The sequence below is a fragment of the Blautia massiliensis (ex Durand et al. 2017) genome (assembly GCF_051861785.1).
In the GTDB taxonomy this organism is placed as follows: domain Bacteria; phylum Bacillota; class Clostridia; order Lachnospirales; family Lachnospiraceae; genus Blautia_A; species Blautia_A luti_A.
Genome location: NZ_CP146725.1, coordinates 3,304,482 through 3,322,989, shown reverse-complemented (window position 1 = coordinate 3,322,989; position 18,508 = coordinate 3,304,482). Strand labels below are relative to the sequence as shown.

At 45.0% G+C, this 18,508-nt stretch carries 15 protein-coding genes, 6 tRNA genes and 1 rRNA gene; 6 read left to right on the top strand and 16 right to left on the bottom strand.

Annotated features, from left to right (window positions below; translation table 11 throughout):
• The first annotated feature begins 156 nt into the window (after positions 1–156).
• On the top strand, positions 157–372 hold the full coding sequence (locus tag V9W66_RS15620) for a DUF378 domain-containing protein (RefSeq protein ID WP_144093885.1): 216 nt from the start codon (positions 157–159) through the stop codon (positions 370–372).
• 107 nt (positions 373–479) lie between these two features.
• Here V9W66_RS15620 and V9W66_RS15615 read toward each other — a convergent pair.
• From V9W66_RS15615 to epsC, 5 genes are all read right to left on the bottom strand, one after another.
• A tRNA-Gly gene (locus V9W66_RS15615) sits at positions 480–552 on the bottom strand.
• A 3-nt stretch (positions 553–555) separates the two neighbouring features.
• Positions 556–626 (bottom strand) — tRNA-Gly (locus V9W66_RS15610).
• Positions 627–661: 35 nt separating this feature from the next.
• Positions 662–734, bottom strand: a tRNA-Gly gene (locus V9W66_RS15605).
• A 3-nt stretch (positions 735–737) separates the two neighbouring features.
• Positions 738–808, bottom strand: a tRNA-Gly gene (locus V9W66_RS15600).
• 125 nt (positions 809–933) lie between these two features.
• Entirely contained in the window at positions 934–1,854 is a 921-nt protein-coding gene (epsC, locus tag V9W66_RS15595) for a serine O-acetyltransferase EpsC (protein ID WP_144095101.1), read from the bottom strand.
• Between the two features lie 156 nt (positions 1,855–2,010).
• Here epsC and V9W66_RS15590 point away from each other — a divergent pair.
• Together V9W66_RS15590 and V9W66_RS15585 are read left to right on the top strand one after the other, a co-directional pair.
• Positions 2,011–2,098, top strand: a tRNA-Ser gene (locus tag V9W66_RS15590).
• Between the two features lie 127 nt (positions 2,099–2,225).
• Positions 2,226–2,296: transfer RNA gene (locus V9W66_RS15585), tRNA-Trp, on the top strand.
• A 173-nt stretch (positions 2,297–2,469) separates the two neighbouring features.
• On the opposite strand, the gene V9W66_RS15580 is transcribed toward V9W66_RS15585, so the two are convergent.
• From V9W66_RS15580 to V9W66_RS15545, 8 genes are all read right to left on the bottom strand, one after another.
• Positions 2,470–2,898, bottom strand: coding sequence for a cytidine deaminase (locus V9W66_RS15580; RefSeq protein ID WP_144095103.1), 429 nt, complete (start codon positions 2,896–2,898; stop codon positions 2,470–2,472).
• Positions 2,899–2,934: 36 nt separating this feature from the next.
• A complete protein-coding gene (gene udp, locus V9W66_RS15575; protein ID WP_144095105.1) occupies positions 2,935–3,726 on the bottom strand; it encodes a uridine phosphorylase in 792 nt (263 codons plus the stop codon).
• 153 nt (positions 3,727–3,879) lie between these two features.
• A complete protein-coding gene (locus tag V9W66_RS15570; RefSeq protein WP_118609050.1) occupies positions 3,880–4,074 on the bottom strand; it encodes a PF20097 family protein in 195 nt (64 codons plus the stop codon).
• Positions 4,075–4,122: 48 nt separating this feature from the next.
• A complete protein-coding gene (locus V9W66_RS15565) occupies positions 4,123–4,722 on the bottom strand; it encodes an NUDIX hydrolase (protein ID WP_144095107.1) in 600 nt (199 codons plus the stop codon).
• Positions 4,723–4,751: 29 nt separating this feature from the next.
• On the bottom strand, positions 4,752–5,732 hold the full coding sequence (locus V9W66_RS15560) for a D-2-hydroxyacid dehydrogenase (RefSeq protein ID WP_144095109.1): 981 nt from the start codon (positions 5,730–5,732) through the stop codon (positions 4,752–4,754).
• 71 nt (positions 5,733–5,803) lie between these two features.
• Positions 5,804–6,949 (bottom strand): ABC transporter permease, encoded by a 1,146-nt coding sequence (locus V9W66_RS15555; protein ID WP_144095111.1) that lies wholly within the window; start codon positions 6,947–6,949, stop codon positions 5,804–5,806.
• On the bottom strand, positions 6,936–8,060 hold the full coding sequence (locus V9W66_RS15550; RefSeq protein WP_144095113.1) for an ABC transporter permease: 1,125 nt from the start codon (positions 8,058–8,060) through the stop codon (positions 6,936–6,938). Before V9W66_RS15550 ends, V9W66_RS15555 begins: the two co-directional genes overlap by 14 nt.
• Before the next feature lie 12 nt (positions 8,061–8,072).
• The gene (locus V9W66_RS15545) at positions 8,073–9,002 is read right to left on the bottom strand and encodes an ABC transporter ATP-binding protein (protein ID WP_144095121.1); all 930 of its coding nucleotides are present in this window, start codon (positions 9,000–9,002) and stop codon (positions 8,073–8,075) included.
• Between the two features lie 345 nt (positions 9,003–9,347).
• On the opposite strand from V9W66_RS15545, the gene V9W66_RS15540 reads away from it, so the two are divergent.
• The 3 genes from V9W66_RS15540 to V9W66_RS15530 all read left to right on the top strand — a co-directional run bounded on the left by V9W66_RS15540 (position 9,348) and on the right by V9W66_RS15530 (position 12,491).
• Complete coding sequence (locus tag V9W66_RS15540; RefSeq protein WP_144095115.1) at positions 9,348–10,529, top strand: sensor histidine kinase; 1,182 nt, start codon at positions 9,348–9,350, stop codon at positions 10,527–10,529.
• A gap of 133 nt (positions 10,530–10,662) precedes the next feature.
• Positions 10,663–11,283 carry a response regulator gene (locus V9W66_RS15535; RefSeq protein WP_114001699.1) on the top strand — a complete coding sequence of 207 codons (621 nt, stop codon included), beginning with the start codon at positions 10,663–10,665 and terminating at the stop codon, positions 11,281–11,283.
• Positions 11,284–11,348: 65 nt separating this feature from the next.
• Entirely contained in the window at positions 11,349–12,491 is a 1,143-nt protein-coding gene (locus V9W66_RS15530) for an RluA family pseudouridine synthase (protein ID WP_144095117.1), read from the top strand.
• Here the strand turns inward: V9W66_RS15530 and V9W66_RS15525 are convergent.
• The 3 genes from V9W66_RS15525 to V9W66_RS15515 all read right to left on the bottom strand — a co-directional run bounded on the left by V9W66_RS15525 (position 12,473) and on the right by V9W66_RS15515 (position 18,337).
• Positions 12,473–13,879, bottom strand: coding sequence for an MATE family efflux transporter (locus tag V9W66_RS15525; RefSeq protein ID WP_144095119.1), 1,407 nt, complete (start codon positions 13,877–13,879; stop codon positions 12,473–12,475). The genes V9W66_RS15530 and V9W66_RS15525 overlap by 19 nt on opposite strands.
• A 494-nt stretch (positions 13,880–14,373) precedes the next feature.
• Positions 14,374–14,985: an ECF transporter S component gene (locus tag V9W66_RS15520; RefSeq protein WP_129976152.1), complete on the bottom strand. Its 612-nt coding sequence runs from the start codon at positions 14,983–14,985 to the stop codon at positions 14,374–14,376.
• A 464-nt stretch (positions 14,986–15,449) separates the two neighbouring features.
• Positions 15,450–18,337, bottom strand: a 23S ribosomal RNA gene (locus V9W66_RS15515).
• Positions 18,338–18,508 lie beyond the last annotated feature (171 nt).

Sequence of the window (18,508 nt, the reverse complement as noted above, 5' to 3'; positions counted from 1 at the left end):
TACATTTTATCTTGCATATGAAAGGAAAACGGAAATTTCTCCTTCATGATTTTTTCATGGCTGGCAGAAATTTCCGTTTTTCTTTTTCTCATTCCTGTGTATATTTTTTCGATTCTATGAAAAACTATTTCCTGTATAACGAAAGGATGGTGACTTATGTCAAATAAATGTCTGCAGTACTTCACCCTGACCATTGCTGTGGTCGGTGCCATAAACTGGGGTCTGATCGGCTTCTTTAATTTTAATCTGGTAGCATTCCTGTTCGGAAGCATGAGCTGGCTCTCCCGGATCATCTACGGACTTGTAGGCTTATGCGGGCTTTATCTTCTGACCTTCTATACTCTGATCGATCAGTGTGAAACAACTGAATAAGCTACGCAGTAACACATAACGCGAAAAATCCTCTGCTGCATAAAAATAAAGCAGAGGATTTTTTCGCAACAAAAAAAAGAACTCTGATCATCCTCAGAGTTCCGAAGAGCGATAGACGGGGCTCGAACCCGCGGTCTCGACCTTGGCAAGGTCGCGCGTTACCAACTACGCCACTATCGCACAAGCGGGTGATGGGAATCGAACCCACGTATCCAGCTTGGAAGGCTGGTGTTCTACCATTGAACTACACCCGCAGTTATGAAATTATAAATCTTCATCCTTCGATGAGAGCGATAGACGGGGCTCGAACCCGCGGTCTCGACCTTGGCAAGGTCGCGCGTTACCAACTACGCCACTATCGCATAAGCGGGTGATGGGAATCGAACCCACGTATCCAGCTTGGAAGGCTGGTGTTCTACCATTGAACTACACCCGCGCATCGTCGCTTCGGTGATTACCGATCGCTTGACCGCTGCAACGATGATTAGTATATAGCATGCTGTTTTATTTGTCAACAGGTTTTTTGAAATTTTTTATTTTTTTTATTTATTGGATTTTTCATCAATAATCCCATACATTTGTGGCAGAAACCTGGGCCTTCGGTTTCTTGATCACAAGCTCCGGACTTTTTGCACTGACCTTGGTATTTGCAGGAATGGATTCTGTGATAAAGGTGTTACCACCTATAATCGTATTCTCTCCTACAACCGTCTCACCACCGAGCACTGTGGAATTAGAATAGATCGTTACATTATCACGAATCGTCGGATGACGTTTTACATTGGCAAGCTGCTGTCCCTTTCTTGTGGAAAGCGCTCCCAGTGTCACTCCCTGATACAGTTTTACATTATTTCCGATCTCTGTAGTCTCACCTACAACCACACCGGTACCATGATCGATAAAGAAATACTCTCCGATGGTCGCTCCCGGGTTGATATCGATTCCTGTACGGCCATGAGCATATTCCGACATCACGCGCGGGATAAATGGGATCTCTTCTTTATAAAGAACATGTGCCAGACGATACACGTAGATAGCAAATAATCCCGGATATGAAAAAATGATCTCTTCCTTGCTCTTGGCTGCGGGGTCACCATCAAAACCAGCCTGTACATCTGTCAGAAGCAGTCTCTGGATCTCAGGAAGCTGCTCAAAAAATCCACAGGCAGTTCTGTCTGCATGAGCTGCTGCTTCTTCCGGTTCCTCTCCGTGATAAAGAAGTGCGATCTCGATCTGATTCTTCAATCTGTCATAAAGATCATTCAGTCTGTGTCCCACATAATACTCCGGAAATACGGTAGCACTGGTATCCGTACTGAAATATCCCGGAAATACAATAGATTTCAGATCTCTTACTATATCAATGATCACCGAACGGTTCGGCAGACGTCTGCCGCTCTTCGGCATAAAAAGTTCTTCTGAAGCATAATTCTCAGTAAGACCCTTCGCCGCTCTGAGAATCGCTGATTTCTTATCGCTCATAATTCCCTCCATTTCTGCACATCCACTTCTGTCTGTACACTTTATCTCATTATCATATTATAGTCTGGAAGATTCGTCAATAATACAAAAAAGAAAAATTTTAAAAAAGATTGACCTTTCTCCGGATACCTTATATAATAATAAAGGTTTGCATCCGGAGATGTACCCAAGTGGCTGAAGGGTCCGCACTCGAAATGCGGTAGGTCGGGCAACCGGCGCGAGGGTTCAAATCCCTCCATCTCCGTTTTTCTGCCGATTTATGACAGGAAGAATTTTATTTATATTTTATTATACAAAAAGCACTCTCATCTCTTGACAATTGTATATTTTATATGTATAATTGCAACAGTGATGAAAACACAATTTAATATAGGGGATTGGTCAAATGGTATGATAGGGGTCTCCAAAACCTTTGGTGGGAGTTCGATTCTCTCATCCCCTGCTGTTAGAATCGCTGAAAACCTTAAGTAAGGATTTTCAGCGTTTTTTTTATTGTATGGCAGAAAAAGTGATCGCCCTGTCTGTCATATCAACATCCGGGCGATCACTTTTCAATATTTTACTTCTCACTGCATTCATATCGTGAAAATCTCTGCACGTATCCACATGCGCTTATCACTTCAGTTTCTTCAGATTATCCGGTCCAAATCCAAATGGCAACAGTTCCTTTAACGTAAAGATATCATATTTTTCTCTGCTGACTGCCAGTATGATCTGAAAGGTTTCCGGATCACAGAACTCCATCATAACCTGTCTGCATACTCCACAGGGTGCTGCATACTCTGTAGGAACACCATCCTTGCCGCCAACGATACAGATTGCCTGAAAGTCTCTCATGCCTTCACTGACCGCTTTGAAAAAAGCAGTTCTTTCCGCACAATTTGTTGGAGTATAGGCAGCATTTTCTATGTTACACCCGGTATAACAGGTACCGTTTTTTGCAAGAAGTACCGCCCCTACATGAAAATGTGAGTATGGCGCATAGGAATAGTCCATCTGTCTGATCGCCAGATCGATCATTTCTTTGATCTGTTTTTCTTCCATAGTTTTCCCACCTTTCCTGAATCAGGCATGTATACGTTATTCTTCTTTTTTCTGTGCCTGTTCTGCACGGATCAGTTCACGGATCGCCTGTACTGCAACCTGGATTGCCTTATCGGTATCATGTACCACCGGATTATCCAGACCCAGCTTTTCTCTTTCCTGATTTGCAAGCACCAGGAAGCAGGAGCCCACACGTACTTTTAAATGGCTTGCCACTATAAAAAGAGCAGCGGATTCCATCTCCGACGCAAGACAGCCGAGACGTTTCCACGCTTCCCATTTATTCATCAGTTCATAGCTGACCGGCTTGGTTTCCGGCTCATGCTGGCCATAAAAGGAATCCTTACATTGTACCACACCTGTGTGGAATTCACATCCTTCTTTCTTTGCTCCTTCCACAAGTGCATTGATCACTTCCAGATTTGCCACTGCCGGGAATTCAATAGGTGCATACTCTTTACTGGTGCCCTCCATACGGATCGCGCCCGTTGCAACAACAATATCACCACTTTTTACCTCCGGCTGCATTCCACCGCAGGTTCCGATGCGTACAAATGTATCAGCCCCGCACCGATAAAGCTCTTCCATTGCGATAGAAGCGGACGGTCCGCCGATTCCGGTAGATGTCACACTTACCCTCACTCCGTCCAGTGTTCCGGTGTATGTTACGTATTCCCGGTTATCTGCTACCAAAACCGGATCATCAAAATACTGTGCGATCTTTTTGCAGCGTTTCGGATCTCCCGGTAAAATAACGTAACGTCCCACTTCTCCTTTTGCTACCTGAATGTGATACTGTCTGTCCGCATCCTCTGAATAATTTTTCATGTTTGTTTCCCCCTTTCTCAGCTAACAGTTTCCCTGTTCATTATGAATAAAAAAAAGACTGCATTTTCATACAATCCAGTCCTTTATTCTTTTATTTTAACCTTGCTTCCCGTCGATCTCTGCAAAACTATATCCTGCATTACAATCAGAAGATCATTCATAAGATATAAGGATCTTCTTACAATGCTCGCAGCGATAAGCCTCGATCCGATCACCATATAGCATTTTCGACAGGCCTTTTTCGGTGTTTAATCGCATAGATTCACCTCTGCTCCTCCATTCTATTCCTGAATTGAAGGAATGGATCTGGCCTTCACACATTTCGCCTCCGCAATATGGACATTTCATCATATTTTTCTATTCCTCCTCCGGCTTTTCGTATTTGCTCAGTCAATGTCAAACCTCTTTTGTCTTTATCCCATTATAACATAGATTCATTTTCTTCAAAAGCTTAATATAAACATGTTCCACAAACCACGGTTCTGTTGATCTCATCAATGCTTCTTCCGGTGAAAACCAGGCTACACCGCTGTTTTCATCTGCTTTTATGGAAACAGCCTCTTCTGAATCTGCCTCAAGGAAATATGTTAGGTTAAAGTGCAGATGGCTGGATACATATTTTCCTTTTTTCATATGGCCGTCTACAGTCAGGGATTCCAGGGAAAAAATCTCTTCTGACACCGGACGAACATTGGAAATCCCTGACTCTTCTTTTACTTCTCTGACAGCAACGGACAGTAAATCCGTCTCACCATCTGCATGTCCTCCAAGCCAGGACCAGGAATTGTATATGTTGTGATATACCATAAGGATTTTCGTCCGTTCTCTGTTTACTACCCAGGCAGAAGCTGTCATATGGGCTACTGCATTTTCCCTGGAAAAAGCATTCTCATTATTTCTGATCCAGTCCAGGATCAGAATTTTATCTTTTTCTTCCTGCTCATTATAGGGCTTGTATTTCTCTATCTGATCGATCAGTTTCTGGCGTGTTATCATTATGCGCCCTGCCCCTTTCTTAAATTTATTTAATACCCATCCTTTAACCGGACAATATTTTTTAATTTTTTTCCATTCAGATATCGTTCCATATTTTCCATGCAGATGTTCCAGATCATGGCCTGGACTTCAGCGTTTCCAGCATTTCCACCGAAACTCGGACCTGCAATGTGGGGAGTGATAAGGACGTTTTCCATATTCCAAAGAGGTGATGTCTCCGGCAATGGTTCTGTTTCAAATACATCCAGGACCGCTCCCTTTAAGTTGCCTTCCTCCAGTACTCTGATCAGGTCTTCTGTTGGAATGAGGCTTCCTCTTCCTACATTAACCAGAATTGCATCTTTTTTCATGGAATACAGCCGTTCGTAATTCAGAAGGCCTTTTGTTTCCGGTGTTCCCGGGAGACAGCCGATCACAATATCCGCTTTCTGGAGCTGCTGATCCAGCGCTGTCAGATCATATACCTCATCAAACTCTTTCATCTGCTGCAAATGCTCCGGGACTGCAGTTCTTTTTATTCCAGTCACATGCGTTTCAAACGCTTTCATTCTATAGGCAATATTTCTTCCTATATCCCCGGTTCCCAGGATGAGAATGTTTTTTCCATATATGGTTTCTGATGATCGCTTCTGTACCCAGAGGTGTTTCTGTTTGTTCTTCCAGTAGTTCGGAAGTTCACGGTACAGTGCAATGATATTCCCGATCACATATTCTGATATAATCTTTCCAAAAGCGCCGGAAGCATTGGTTAATGTAACTCCTGTCGGGAATGCTTTCATTTTTGTATATTTGTCCGCACCGGCCCAGGTCAGCTGGATCCAGCGAAGATTTTCTGCTTTCAGGATTTCTTCTTCCTCTGGCTCTCCGATCACTACTTCTGCTGCTGCGATCGCATCCTCAGTTTCTTTGCCCTGAAATGTAAATTCGCACTGATCTCCGAATTTTGTTGCAAACTGATTTTGAATTTCTTCATTGCATTGTGGTTTTAGTAAAACTTGTATTTTTTTCATGTTTTTCTCCGCAAATCATCTTTATCAGCTATATCCTACCATAATTAACAGCCATCTGCTATTATTTTCTGTTATTTCTGCCGCTGATACCTGGTCACTGCCAGGATCATGCAGACAAAAACTACCGCAAACATAGCTTCCAGTCCAATGCCTTTCCACACCGATACAGCTGCCTCACCTGTTAGGTGGCTATAACTTCCAAGAGTCTCATTTACGTTTTCATACCAGTAAACAGGAAGAAACTGAGACACCTTCAGGACGTTTCTGTCCATAATATTCATGGGAACAAACACACCACACAGAAAGCACATTCCAAGAGACAGGATATTTGCGATCCCGCTTAACATGTTGCTGTTTTTTACAAAAAGACCGATCAGATAGGAAAGTGAAAGTGCCACTGCCATCATTACCAGAGTGTTCAGTACATAGTATCCGAAATTTTCTGAACCGAGAAATATTTTTCCATACATAAGGATGGCTCCAGCCATACCGATTCCCCATAAGCCCCCGCCCATGATAAACATGGCCAGAAGCCCTTCCAGACTCTGTCGTCTTGCAGAGATCGCAGATGCCTGCATTCTCTTTGGTATATCGTCTTTTTTAAAAGCCATCAGAACATATCCCATCACATAGCAAAGTAATGCAAGAAACAGATATGGAATATATCGGAAATAATAGAGCCATCCGGACGTACCACTGTTTTCATCTGTATCCAGCATGGTGACTTCTCCTCTTTTTTTATCCAGGATCGCTGTTGCCGCTTCCTTCTGGGAAAAACCGGCTTTCAGATATGTCCGCATTGTATTCAGGCAGCTCTCAAGCTGCTGATCCACATAATATGCCGAATAAGATCCAGGCACCTTTGTCACAGAAATACTTTCTCCGTTTACCATACAGCTCTCATAAAAATTCTCAGGGATCACCACAATGTACTCTACATTTCTGTAAAAAAGCTCTTCCTGAAGCTTCTCCCTGTCATCCTCCAGCATTGTCACGTGATGCGTGCCTTCAAGCCATTTTACCAGTCCTTCTGCAAGTGGTCCGTTATCTTTATCCACCACTCCGATCTTTATTTTTTCGCTTTCATAGCTGGTATAAGTTTCCTTACCGGCCGCTGCCTGAAATGCCATTGTCACTCCGAAAAAAATCCCCAGATACAGAAGGATCAGCCCTGTATTTTTTTTCATGATTCTCATATAGCCTTTAAATACTGTCATAACGTTCCCTCCTGACCATGAAAAAGGATGCCAGCACCAGCACCACACACATTACCGCCAGTGTGATCAGATTTCTATAATATCTGGTCATATCATCATATACATTGATACAGTAAAATGCATCTGAGATCAGTGATGCAGGATTGATCCGGTTCACAATCGGAAAACTTTTTTCCACGATATCCTTCATATTTCCGTTCATCAATCCTGCGAGGAAACTGCTTACCATGGAAATTCCCAGTATGATCCCGATCTTGGCACCTTCCTGCATTTTTCCAAGACTCCCAACGAACATTCCCATAGATACGCCGATAAGACTTCCGAAGAAAGATATCACCAGCATTTTCCCCATCTGCCCCTGAAAATCCAGTTTGAGAACATATCGGAGATACAGGAGCAGAATGATCACATCCACATAGCCCAGAGAAAAAGATGTCAGCTGGTCTGTAAGGATCAGCTTCAGCTTGTGGGTCGGCGTTACACACCGTCTGGCTGCCAGAGGTGTGATATTGGCCTGGATCCCGATCGCAGAGCCAAATCCGATAAAGCATCCATACAGGCAGGCCATGGCGATCAGTGCGTAAAAGAACTGCATATTTCCGTCAATGGTCCGGCCACCAAGAGAGACTTCCCTTACCAGGCTGTCGGAACTTAACAAGAGTTTCATGTTTTCCATATCCATCTGCGGATTTTTTTTCATGATATTGGTGATGGTCGTTCTGGTGTTTTCGCAGCTGTCGAGAACTGTCTGAAGGATACTTTCTTCTATTCCGGTTCCTGCTACTGTAAGGGAAGGCTCTTCTCCCACATAATAAATCCCTTCTACTTTTTTATCCTGCAGTGCTTCCAGCGCTTCCTTTTCCGACATTTCTTCTGCTTTTAAAAGATCCGGACTGCTTTTTTCCACTTCATCCAGATAGGTCATAAAAAACGTATCCGCAGAAGCTTCCTTCACCACTGCCACCGGAACCGTCTGAAAATCTGCCTCATTGATATTTCCGAATGCAAAGTAAAAAAAGGTTCCAAGCACAAGTGGAAAGACCAGCGGCCAGAATACAATGTTAAAATTCCGGATCTTGGAAAGAAAACTGTATTTCAGTAAATGCAACATCTCCCATCCCTCCTAATCTCTCAGCTGTTTTCCGGTGATCTCCAGAAAGACATCATTTAATGTAGGCAGTTCGGAAAAGACTCTTCCAAAAGAAATATCCTGGCTTTGCAGATAATTAAGAAGACGGATCAGGTTATGCTTCGCATCGGTACAGCGCACGACCAGCACCTGTTTTTCATACTGCACATCAAACACATGCGCCAGTGTGCGGATATCCCGGAGATTTTTTTCTTCCAGGGCAATGGCTTCTACGGTGATGGTCTCTCCTGTTTTGATCATCTGCTTCAATTCTTCCTTTGTTCCCTGAGCGATGACTCTTCCGTGATCCATGATGGCGATCCTGGTACAGATCTGCTCCACTTCTTCCATGTAATGGGATGTGTAGATAATGGTGGAGCCCTGGTTGTTCAGCGTCTGGATCCCTTCCAGAATCTTGTTTCTGCTCTGTGGGTCTACAGCTACCGTCGGCTCATCCATAATGATCAGTCTTGGCTTGTGGGCGATCCCGCAGGCAATGTTCAATCTTCGTAAAAGACCCCCGGAAAGCTTCTTCGGGTACATTTTGCGGAAATCTTCAAGACCTGTAAATTCAATGGCATCCTCCACCAGCTCTTTTCTCCGTTTCCTGTCCCGTATGTAAAGACCGCAGAAATAATCGATATTTTCCTGCACTGTCAGCTCATCAAAAACGGCTACATTCTGAAGCACGATCCCAATCTGTTCCTTGAGCTTATAGCTGTCCGGCTTCATCTCTTCTCCGAATATCTTTATTTCACCTCTGTCATATTTCAGAAGTGACAAGAGGCAGCTGATGGCCGTTGTCTTTCCCGAGCCGTTGGGACCAAGTAATCCGAAGATCTCACCCTCCCGGATATCCAGTTCCAGATGATTCAGTGCGGTAAGATCACCGTATCGTTTTACCAGATTTTCTATGTGGACCATACTCTGTGGCATATGTTTTCCTCCTTTTTTACAGTCCGTTAAACAGGACTTTTATGTCTTTTTTGCAGAAATTTATATTTCTTCTATGATGCCATTATATCCTTTTCTTCTGTCTGCTCCAAGTGTTGAATGTCACCACCTGCGAATGACAAATGTCATGTCTTTTTCAGAAGGATAGATTTTCTTTACAGGGAAGGAACCGGTATATTATAATAAAGGCACATTGATTTCAGAAATTTGTGCAGCAAAAGGGGTTCTCCCGGAACAGAATACGATAATTTTAGCCGGTTATCTGCCTGACTTTCGGAAAATGCTGTAATTCTGAGAAAGGAGGGTATATTTTTTATGCGTTATTTTACAGATTCCATACTATTGCTTTTATACAGTACTTTAACATTTTTTTATGTGCCTGCAGATCAGGCTCTTGTGTTTGCCCTCCTTTTTGCGGTGATCCTTTGCTGCATTACTTATCTGTGCAGGGTATGTAAAACAGAATCCTGTTCACACAATTCTTTGCCAGTATTGAAACCCGCCGGAAATATCATTCCGGTTCTTGCAGGAAGCTATGTGATCTTTGGATTATGTTCCCTGTGGTTTTCGGATCTTCTTCTGTTTTTCCCGCTGCTGCTGTATCAGACCTTATCTGCCGGGCTTTTTCCTCTGGCAGTGGCTGAGCTTCCACTTTGGGGATTTCTGGTTTTTCAGATCAATAGATTTGCGGCAGTTCTTTGTCAGCTTGGGATTTTTGGTTTCGTTCTCTCATTTTTTCTCTGGTTCTATGCCGGAAAATATCAGACTCTTTACCAGGATTTCCATCAGATCCGGGATGACAGTGAGGAACATACGCTTCTTCTTTCTGAAAAAAACAAGGCACTTCTGGAAAAACAGGATTACGAGATTTATGCTGCTACATTGCGCGAGCGAAACAGAATTGCCAGAGAGATCCATGATAATGTGGGACATGTACTATCCCGTTCTATCCTTATGACTGCTGCCTGCAAAACCATCAACAAAAATGATTCTCTTGATCCTCTGCTTGGAAATCTGGAAGAATCCCTGAACGGTGCTATGAACAGCATCCGTTCCAGTGTACATGATCTTCATGACGATGCGATAAATCTGGAAGATACCATAAAAGGACTTGTAAAGGATTTCACCTTCTGCCCGGTGAGTCTTACTTATGATATGTCCAGGCAGATTCCAAGAGAGGTGAAATACAGTCTGATCAGTATTACAAAGGAAGGGCTTTCCAATGTGATGCGGCATAGTAATGCGGATTCTGTGGATATTCTTCTGCGGGAGCATCCTGCACTTTATCAATTGTGCATTGAGGATAATGGGACACCGGAAAATGGAATTCCGGATATTCAAACTGGATCAGACAGCAATAAGTCCAAAAATACTTCCGGTGGTATGGGACTGTCCAATATCCGTGACCGTGCAAAGGCGCTGGGCGGTACGGTCCAGATTACGCAGGAGAATGGTTTTCGGATCTTTGTGACGATCCCGAAATCTGTTTCTAATTGAATCAGACAGATATTTCTCACTTTGCCGGAAACCTTCCTGATTTGATCAAAATACTTTCCCGGCATATTGGATCCGTCTGTTTTTTCTGATCTGTAAATTTATTTTTTATAACTCATAAACAGGAGATTTTGACATGAAAATTATAATCGTAGACGACGACTGCCTGGTTGCAGGAGCACTAAAAACCATTCTTGAGGCAAACCCGGATATCGAAGTGACTGCCACCGGCTCTGATGGTGAAGAAGCCTGCTCTCTGTACAGAGAGTATCTTCCGGATATTCTTCTGATGGATATCCGTATGAAAGGAATGGACGGACTGGAAGCTTCCAGAAAGATCCTGGGCGAATTTCCGGAGGCAAAAATTCTTCTTCTGACTACTTTTTCCGATGATGAATATATTGTAAAAGCCCTCCGCCTCGGCACAAAGGGTTATCTTCTGAAGCAGGATCATACCAGCATTCTTCCGGCTCTTCAGGCGGTTTACTCCGGCCAGACCGTATTCGGCACAGAGATCATATCCAAAATCCCTGAACTCCTGCAGTCTTCCGACGGATTTGATTATGCTTCCAGAAACATCAGCGAACGGGAGCTGGATATCATCCGGCTGATCGCCAACGGATACAGCAATAAGGAGATTGCCACAGAACTGTTTCTCAGTGAGGGAACGGTACGAAATTATCTCAGTTCCATTCTGGATAAACTGCAGCTGAGGGATCGGACTCAAGTTGCTGTTTTTTATTATCAGCATAAGTAAAAATCTCCTGCATCCAAATTCCTGCAAATATTTATTAATTTAATAGAATCGGAGGATTCCTCACAATGAACCGCTATCTTACTATCTATATCCCGAAAACAGCTGTTCCGGCACCTGTCTCCCGCTTTCTCCGCACGCAGGCAGGTCTTACAAAAAAGCAGATCAGCCAGGCGAAGTTCCGTCCCGGTGGTATCCGGAAAAACGGACAACAGTGCCGGGTAACGGAAACCGCTTATCCCGGGGATCAGATCATAGTATGCCTGGAAGCGGACGATGTGGATTCTGCCCAGCTGAAATCTTCATCCTTTACTGTCAATTTGTCCAATCACAATTTCCAGTTCTCCGCAGACACAATTTCATATTCTGATTCCGCAGCTTCAGAATTTGCAGGTTCTGATGTCAATTCTCACAATTATCATTCACCGGCTGCAACATCACAGTTTCTTCCTGAGTTGGCGATCATATACGAAGACCAGGATATCCTCGCCATAAATAAACCTGCCGGGATTGTCACTCACCCTTCCGGTTCTCACTACAGTGACAGTCTCGCCAACCAGGTGGCTTCCTATTTCCGTTCCAAAGGAGAGCCTACCAAAATCCGGTCTATCGGACGATTGGATAAAGAAACCTCCGGTATCCTGCTCTTTGCCAGGAACCAAACTGCTGCCGCCAGATTACAGAATCAGCGTGAAGAAGGGATTTCAGAGAAAATCTATCTGGCTGCAGTTTCCGGTTTCATGCCTGTGGATGAAGATGAATCATTTCACAGGATCTCCGTTCCCCTTGCACCTGACCCGGATAACCGTCTGAAAATGGTCGTATCCACAGATGGCACGCTTCCCGGAAGCAAACATGCAGAAACCCTTTATTCTGTTCTGAAATCTACCGGCCCTGACGCAGCAGCTCCGGCTTCTCTTGTGATGCTCCGTCTGAAAACCGGCCGTACCCATCAGATCCGTGTACACATGGCATCTCTCGGGCATCCTCTTCTGGGCGATTCTCTGTACTGTTTATCGGACATATCGAATCCGTTTTCCCGGGCTGCACTCCACGCATGGAAGCTTAAATTTCAACTTCCATTTTCAATTGATGAATCTGCTTCCGACACCCGGGCTTCCATGCATCATGACAAAAATGCCAAAAAAGAAATCTCCCTGGAAGCACCCCTCCCGGAAGATTTCAAAAAATTCTATGAAACGATATTCTGAAGCCATACGCCTTTTTTTACAAGGATAAATCCAATGACACATTTCATCATATCCGCTGCCTGGACCATTGCGTAGATCACAAGTACAGGCAGACCTGTAAAACGGCTTAAGGTAAATGCAATCGTTACACTTACCACCCAGATAAACACACTGTCAAACAGAAATGTAACGATGGTCTTTCCACCGGAACGCAAAGTAAAATATGTTGCATGCAGGAATGCATTCTGCGGCATGAAAAATGCTGTGAGCATAATAAAATATTTCGCCAGAGTACGTGCCTCAGCATTGGTATTGTAAAGCCTTGGAAACAGTGGTGCCATTACAAACATCACAGCTGCCACGCAGGTACAGCAGAACACAGAGAATGCGATCATCTTGTTGTCCGTATCTCTGGCTTCCTTCATCTTACCTGCCCCCAGAAGCTGTCCTACAACAATGGCTACCGAATCTCCAAGTGCGATAAATATGATATTAAATACATTGTTGATGGTATTGGAAATATTTAATCCCGCAACCACGTTCAGTCCACGGACTGAATAACACTGTGTCAGCATGGCCACTCCAGCTGCCCATAAAGTCTCATTCAGAAGCAGCGGGGTTCCCTTAATAAGTATCTTCTTTGTCAGGTTCGCCGGAACCTTTAATGTTGAATACAGTCCCTGTGCAAAAATATTCTTTTCTGTATGCTTATGTGTCCAGCTCAGGACAATGCAGGCTTCCACATATCTGGAGAGCACTGTGGCAACAGCCGCACCTCTTACTCCCATTTCCGGAAATCCGAATTTTCCATAGATCAGAAGATAATTAAATATCAGATTGATCAGCACTGCCACGATCCCGGCCTTCATCGGAAGTACGGTCTCACCGCATTCACGTAAGGTACTTGCATAGACCTGCACCATCATAAATGGCGGAAGTCCCAGAAGCATGATCCATAAATACTGTTTCCCATAAATAAGAGTATCCCTGATCTCCTGTGCGGTCCCGTCACCTTTTAAATACATGCTGATCAGTGAACCCCCTGCTGTCAGAAACAGTATAATGGTGATCGCTGTCAGAATCACTGCCATCCACAGTTTATAACGAAGTGTCTGGCGGACACCCTCATGATCCTTCTGTCCGAAATACTGTGCTGTAAAAATTCCCGCTCCGGACACACCGCCGAAAATACATAGATTATATACAAAGATCAGCTGATTGACGATCGCCGCTCCAGACATCTGTTCGGTACCGATACGACCGATCATAATATTGTCCAGAAGACTGACAAAATTTGTGATCCCGTTCTGTACCATGATCGGTACTGCAATAGACAGTACCATCAGATAAAACCTCTTATCTCCTACGAACTTTCGGAAAAAAGAAGATTTCTCTTTTACCTTCTCCATAAATTCTTCCCCCTTGTTTTTCGTTTTCCTTCATCCAAAATTCTCCACAAAAAGAAGACTGCCCACCCGAAACATTCTTCCCTTTCGTAAGCGTTGTAGCTACTACCTTACTACAAACTTCTTTTATTTTCAATAGTCTTTATAACGATAAATCTCCGTTTTTTTTGTATCTTTTTACTCCACCATACGACTCTCGTCTGTAATATAATATTCAAGAAAAAGATGGGGGTTACATTTCTGGAATATCAGAATGAATACAGACTTTCTTTTATCTACAAAGATCTGATCAATACGAAAGAAAGTACTGCAGCAATCACTGCCATGGAGATACATCAAAACAGAACTTAGTCGTTCCGAAATTTGTTTTCCATGTGAGGATGACCATATAAAAAATGATCCTATACCCGCATAAAAAAACAGCGAAATGGATCTTAACTTCCATTTCGCTGTCTTGTGTTATTTCTTGTTTTCTATTATTTTTTTAGTATGTCGTTTTACGCAACCTGATTTTTGTTGTTGGTAACTGTGATCAGATGACTTTTGATCAGTACCGGGCGTACTGCATTATAGATGATCGCTACCAGAATTACAGATACAACTGCATTGATAAAGGTTGCCGCCGCACTCATTTTTGCAAGCGCCTGTGCCAGTTCCTGTGGCTGTCCCAGAATGTACTGTTTGTAGAAATATCCTACGATAGGATCTGCAATTACGTTAAATGCAAGTCCTGCGACAGATGCGATCACACTCCATTTGAAAACATATTTTTTATCTGTACTCTCATTAATCTTTGCAACCTTGTGTGCCACAAGACCTACGATCAGACCGATACAGAATTTCAGTACAAAGGTTTTCGGTGCGCCTGTGATATAAACAGGGTCCATGATATCTGCAATTCCCATTCCGATAGCTCCGGCAAGTCCGCCATATACACCACCCAGAAGCAGTGCTGCAAGTACGCAGAAAGCATTTCCGATATGAATGGATGTTGCGTCTCCGCCCGGCACCGGGATCTTAATCTGCAGAAATGTGAAGGATACATAACATAAAGCTGCTAATAACGCAGTTTCTGCAAGTTTAACTACTGTGTTGTTCTGTGTGTTCATAATAATTCCCCTCTCGTTTCGTTATTACCTTTGTTATTACTTTAATGTATGATTGTATTAATGTAGGAATGTAATAACTTGGATGTTATAGTACCGCTTGTTTGGGTATATTACAAGGGGCAATTTTTATGTTTTTTTAGGGGACAGTTTTTATGGGTAATAAAAAAGTGGCTGCTTAAGCCACTTTTTACGATTGTATATTCAAAACTACATACATGTTCTGTTGATGATCGTTAATCTTTTTTGAATCAATTTTAACCTGCGTACCGATTCACCTTTTTTCACGGGCTCGCAGCTAAAGCTGCATCGCCTGTTCTTTAGGCTACTCCAGCGGGGGTCATCTCACGACTCCGTCGTTCGATGTCATTTGCTTCGCAAATGTTCAGTCTGTACCATAAATGGTTCTCCACAAGCAAGCTTGTTCCGATCCATTCCTGCTGTTTCCTGCCCGCTTCCTCGGCTTTTTGGTCAAGCCCTCACCCGATTAGTAACAGTCAGCTCCATGTGTTACCACACTTCCACCCCTGCCCTATCTACCTCGTCGTCTTCAAGGGGGTTTACTTCACTAAGAATGGGATATCTCATCTTGAGGGGGGCTTCACGCTTAGATGCCTTCAGCGTTTATCCCTTCCGGACTTGGCTACCCGGCCATGGCTTTGGCAAGCCAACCGGTCCACCAGCGGTCCGTCCATCCCGGTCCTCTCGTACTAAGGACAGCTCCTCTCAGATATCCTGCGCCCACGCCGGATAGGGACCGAACTGTCTCACGACGTTCTGAACCCAGCTCGCGTACCGCTTTAATGGGCGAACAGCCCAACCCTTGGGACCTACTACAGCCCCAGGATGCGATGAGCCGACATCGAGGTGCCAAACCACTCCGTCGATGTGAACTCTTGGGAGTGATAAGCCTGTTATCCCCAGGGTAGCTTTTATCCGTTGAGCGATGGCATTCCCACTTAATACCACCGGATCACTAAGCCCTACTTTCGTACCTGCTCCACCCGTCGGTGTCGCAGTCAAGCTCCCTTCTGCCTTTGCACTCTTCGAATGGTTTCCGTCCATTCTGAGGGAACCTTTGGGCGCCTCCGATACCCTTTCGGAGGCGACCGCCCCAGTCAAACTCCCCGCCTGGCATTGTCCCACCGCCGGTTCACGGCGGCTGGTTAGAAGCCCAATATCACAAGGGTGGTATCCCAACAGCGGCTCCGCGGCAACTGACGTTACCGTTTCTCAGCCTCCCACCTATCCTGTACATGCAACACCGGACCCCAGTGCCAAACTGGAGTAAAGCTCCATGGGGTCTTTCCGTCCTGGCGCGGGTAGCCAGCATCTTCACTGGCACTTCAATTTCACCGGATGTATTGCCGAGACAGCGCTCAAATCATTACGCCTTTCGTGCGGGTCGGAACTTACCCGACAAGGAATTTCGCTACCTTAGGACCGTTATAGTTACGGCCGCCGTTTACTGGGGCTTAAATTCAAAGCTTCGCGTTACCGCTAACCTCTCCTCTTAACCTTCCAGCACCGGGCAGGCGTCAGCCCATATACCTCACCTTTCGGTTTCGCATAGACCTGTGTTTTTGCTAAACAGTTGCTTGAGCCTATTCTCTGCGGCCTGCTCTCGCAGGCACCCCTTCTCCCTAAGTTACGGGGCCATTTTGCCGAGTTCCTTGGCAATACTTCTTCCGCCGGCCTTAGGATTCTCTCCTCATCCACCTGTGTCGGTTTACGGTACGGGTACAATATGAACGATAGCGGCTTTTCTTGACGCATGGCTCACGGGCTTCGTTACTAAAATTCACTCCACATCACGTCTTCCCATTGCATGGCGGATTTTCCTACCATACTGGTACCTCGCTTGTACCGGGCTTTCCATTCCCGGCTCCCGCTCTCCTTACGTGTCCCCACAGTTCTGTCATACTGCAGTACAGGAATATCAACCTGTTGTCCATCGGCTACGGCTCCCGCCCTCACCTTAGGTCCCGACTCACCCAGGGCAGATCAGCTTTACCCTGGAAACCTTGGATATTCGGCCTAGAGGATTCCCACCTCTATCTCGCTACTCATTCCGGCATTCTCTCTTCCATGCAGTCCACAGCTCCTTCCGGTACTGCTTCTTCCCGCATGCAATGCTCCTCTACCAATCTTTTCAGATTCCTTAGTTTCGGTGGCGCGTTTCAGCCCCGGACATTTTCGGCGCAGGACCTCTCGACCAGTGAGCTATTACGCACTCTTTGAATGTATGGCTGCTTCTGAGCCAACATCCTGGTTGTCTTCGAAATCCCACATCCTTTTCCACTTAACGCGCACTTTGGGACCTTAACTGTAGGTCTGGGCTCTTTCCCTTTTGACCGCCCAACTTATCTCGTGCAGTCTGACTCCCGGTGATATCTACACGGCATTCGGAGTTTGATATTCTTCGGTAGGCTTTGACGCCCCCTAGGAAATTCAGTGCTCTACCTCCGCAAGACTCACACCGAGGCTAGCCCTAAAGCTATTTCGAGGAGAACCAGCTATCTCCGGGTTCGATTGGAATTTCTCCCCTATCCACACCTCATCCCCACCCTTTTCAACGGATGTGGGTTCGGTCCTCCACTACCTCTTACGGCAGCTTCAACCTGGACATGGATAGATCACCCGGTTTCGGGTCTACTCCTACTGACTCTGGCCCTCTTAAGACTTGGTTTCCCTACGGCTCCACACCTGAAGTGCTTAACCTTGCCAGTAAGCGTAACTCGCCGGACCGTTCTACAAAAAGTACGCGGTCGTGCTCATAAGGCACTCCCACAGCTTGTAGACACAGGGTTTCAGGTTCTCTTTCACTCCCCTCCCGGGGTCCTTTTCACCTTTCCTTCACAGTACTATGCGCTATCGGTCACTAAGTAGTATTTAGCCTTAGGGGGTGGTCCCCCTTACTTCCCACAAGGTTCCTCGTGTCTCGTGGTACTCCGGATCCTGCTCAGTCAGCTCTGTTTTCACGTACGGGGCTTTCACCCTCTCCGGCCGGCTTTCCCAAAACCGTTCTGTTAACTTCGCTGAATCTTAAATGCAGTCCATGACCCCGGCATGCACGCACACCGGTTTAGGCTCCTCCGCGTTCGCTCGCCGCTACTTACGGAATCGATGTTTCTTTCTTTTCCTCCGGGTACTTAGATGTTTCAGTTCCCCGGGTTCCCTTCCATACGTTATGGATTGGCGTATGGATGCATGAGGTCTGCTCATGCGGGTTTCCCCATTCAGACATCTCCGGATCACGGGATATTTGCTCCTCCCCGAAGCTTTTCGCAGCTTATCACGTCTTTCATCGGCTCTTAGTGCCAAGGCATCCGCCCTGTGCCCTTATTGCTTGACCTTTTGCCTTAGCATGCAAGTGGATCTTCCTGTGGATGATCTGCTTGCCGCTTAACATCACCCTAGCGTAGGTGATGCGGTCTCTTGATTCTCGTGTCTTCCGATACTCTCGTATCTTCCGACATGTGTTTGATTACTCTGTTCATAACAGATAAATCGATGTCTTCCTATC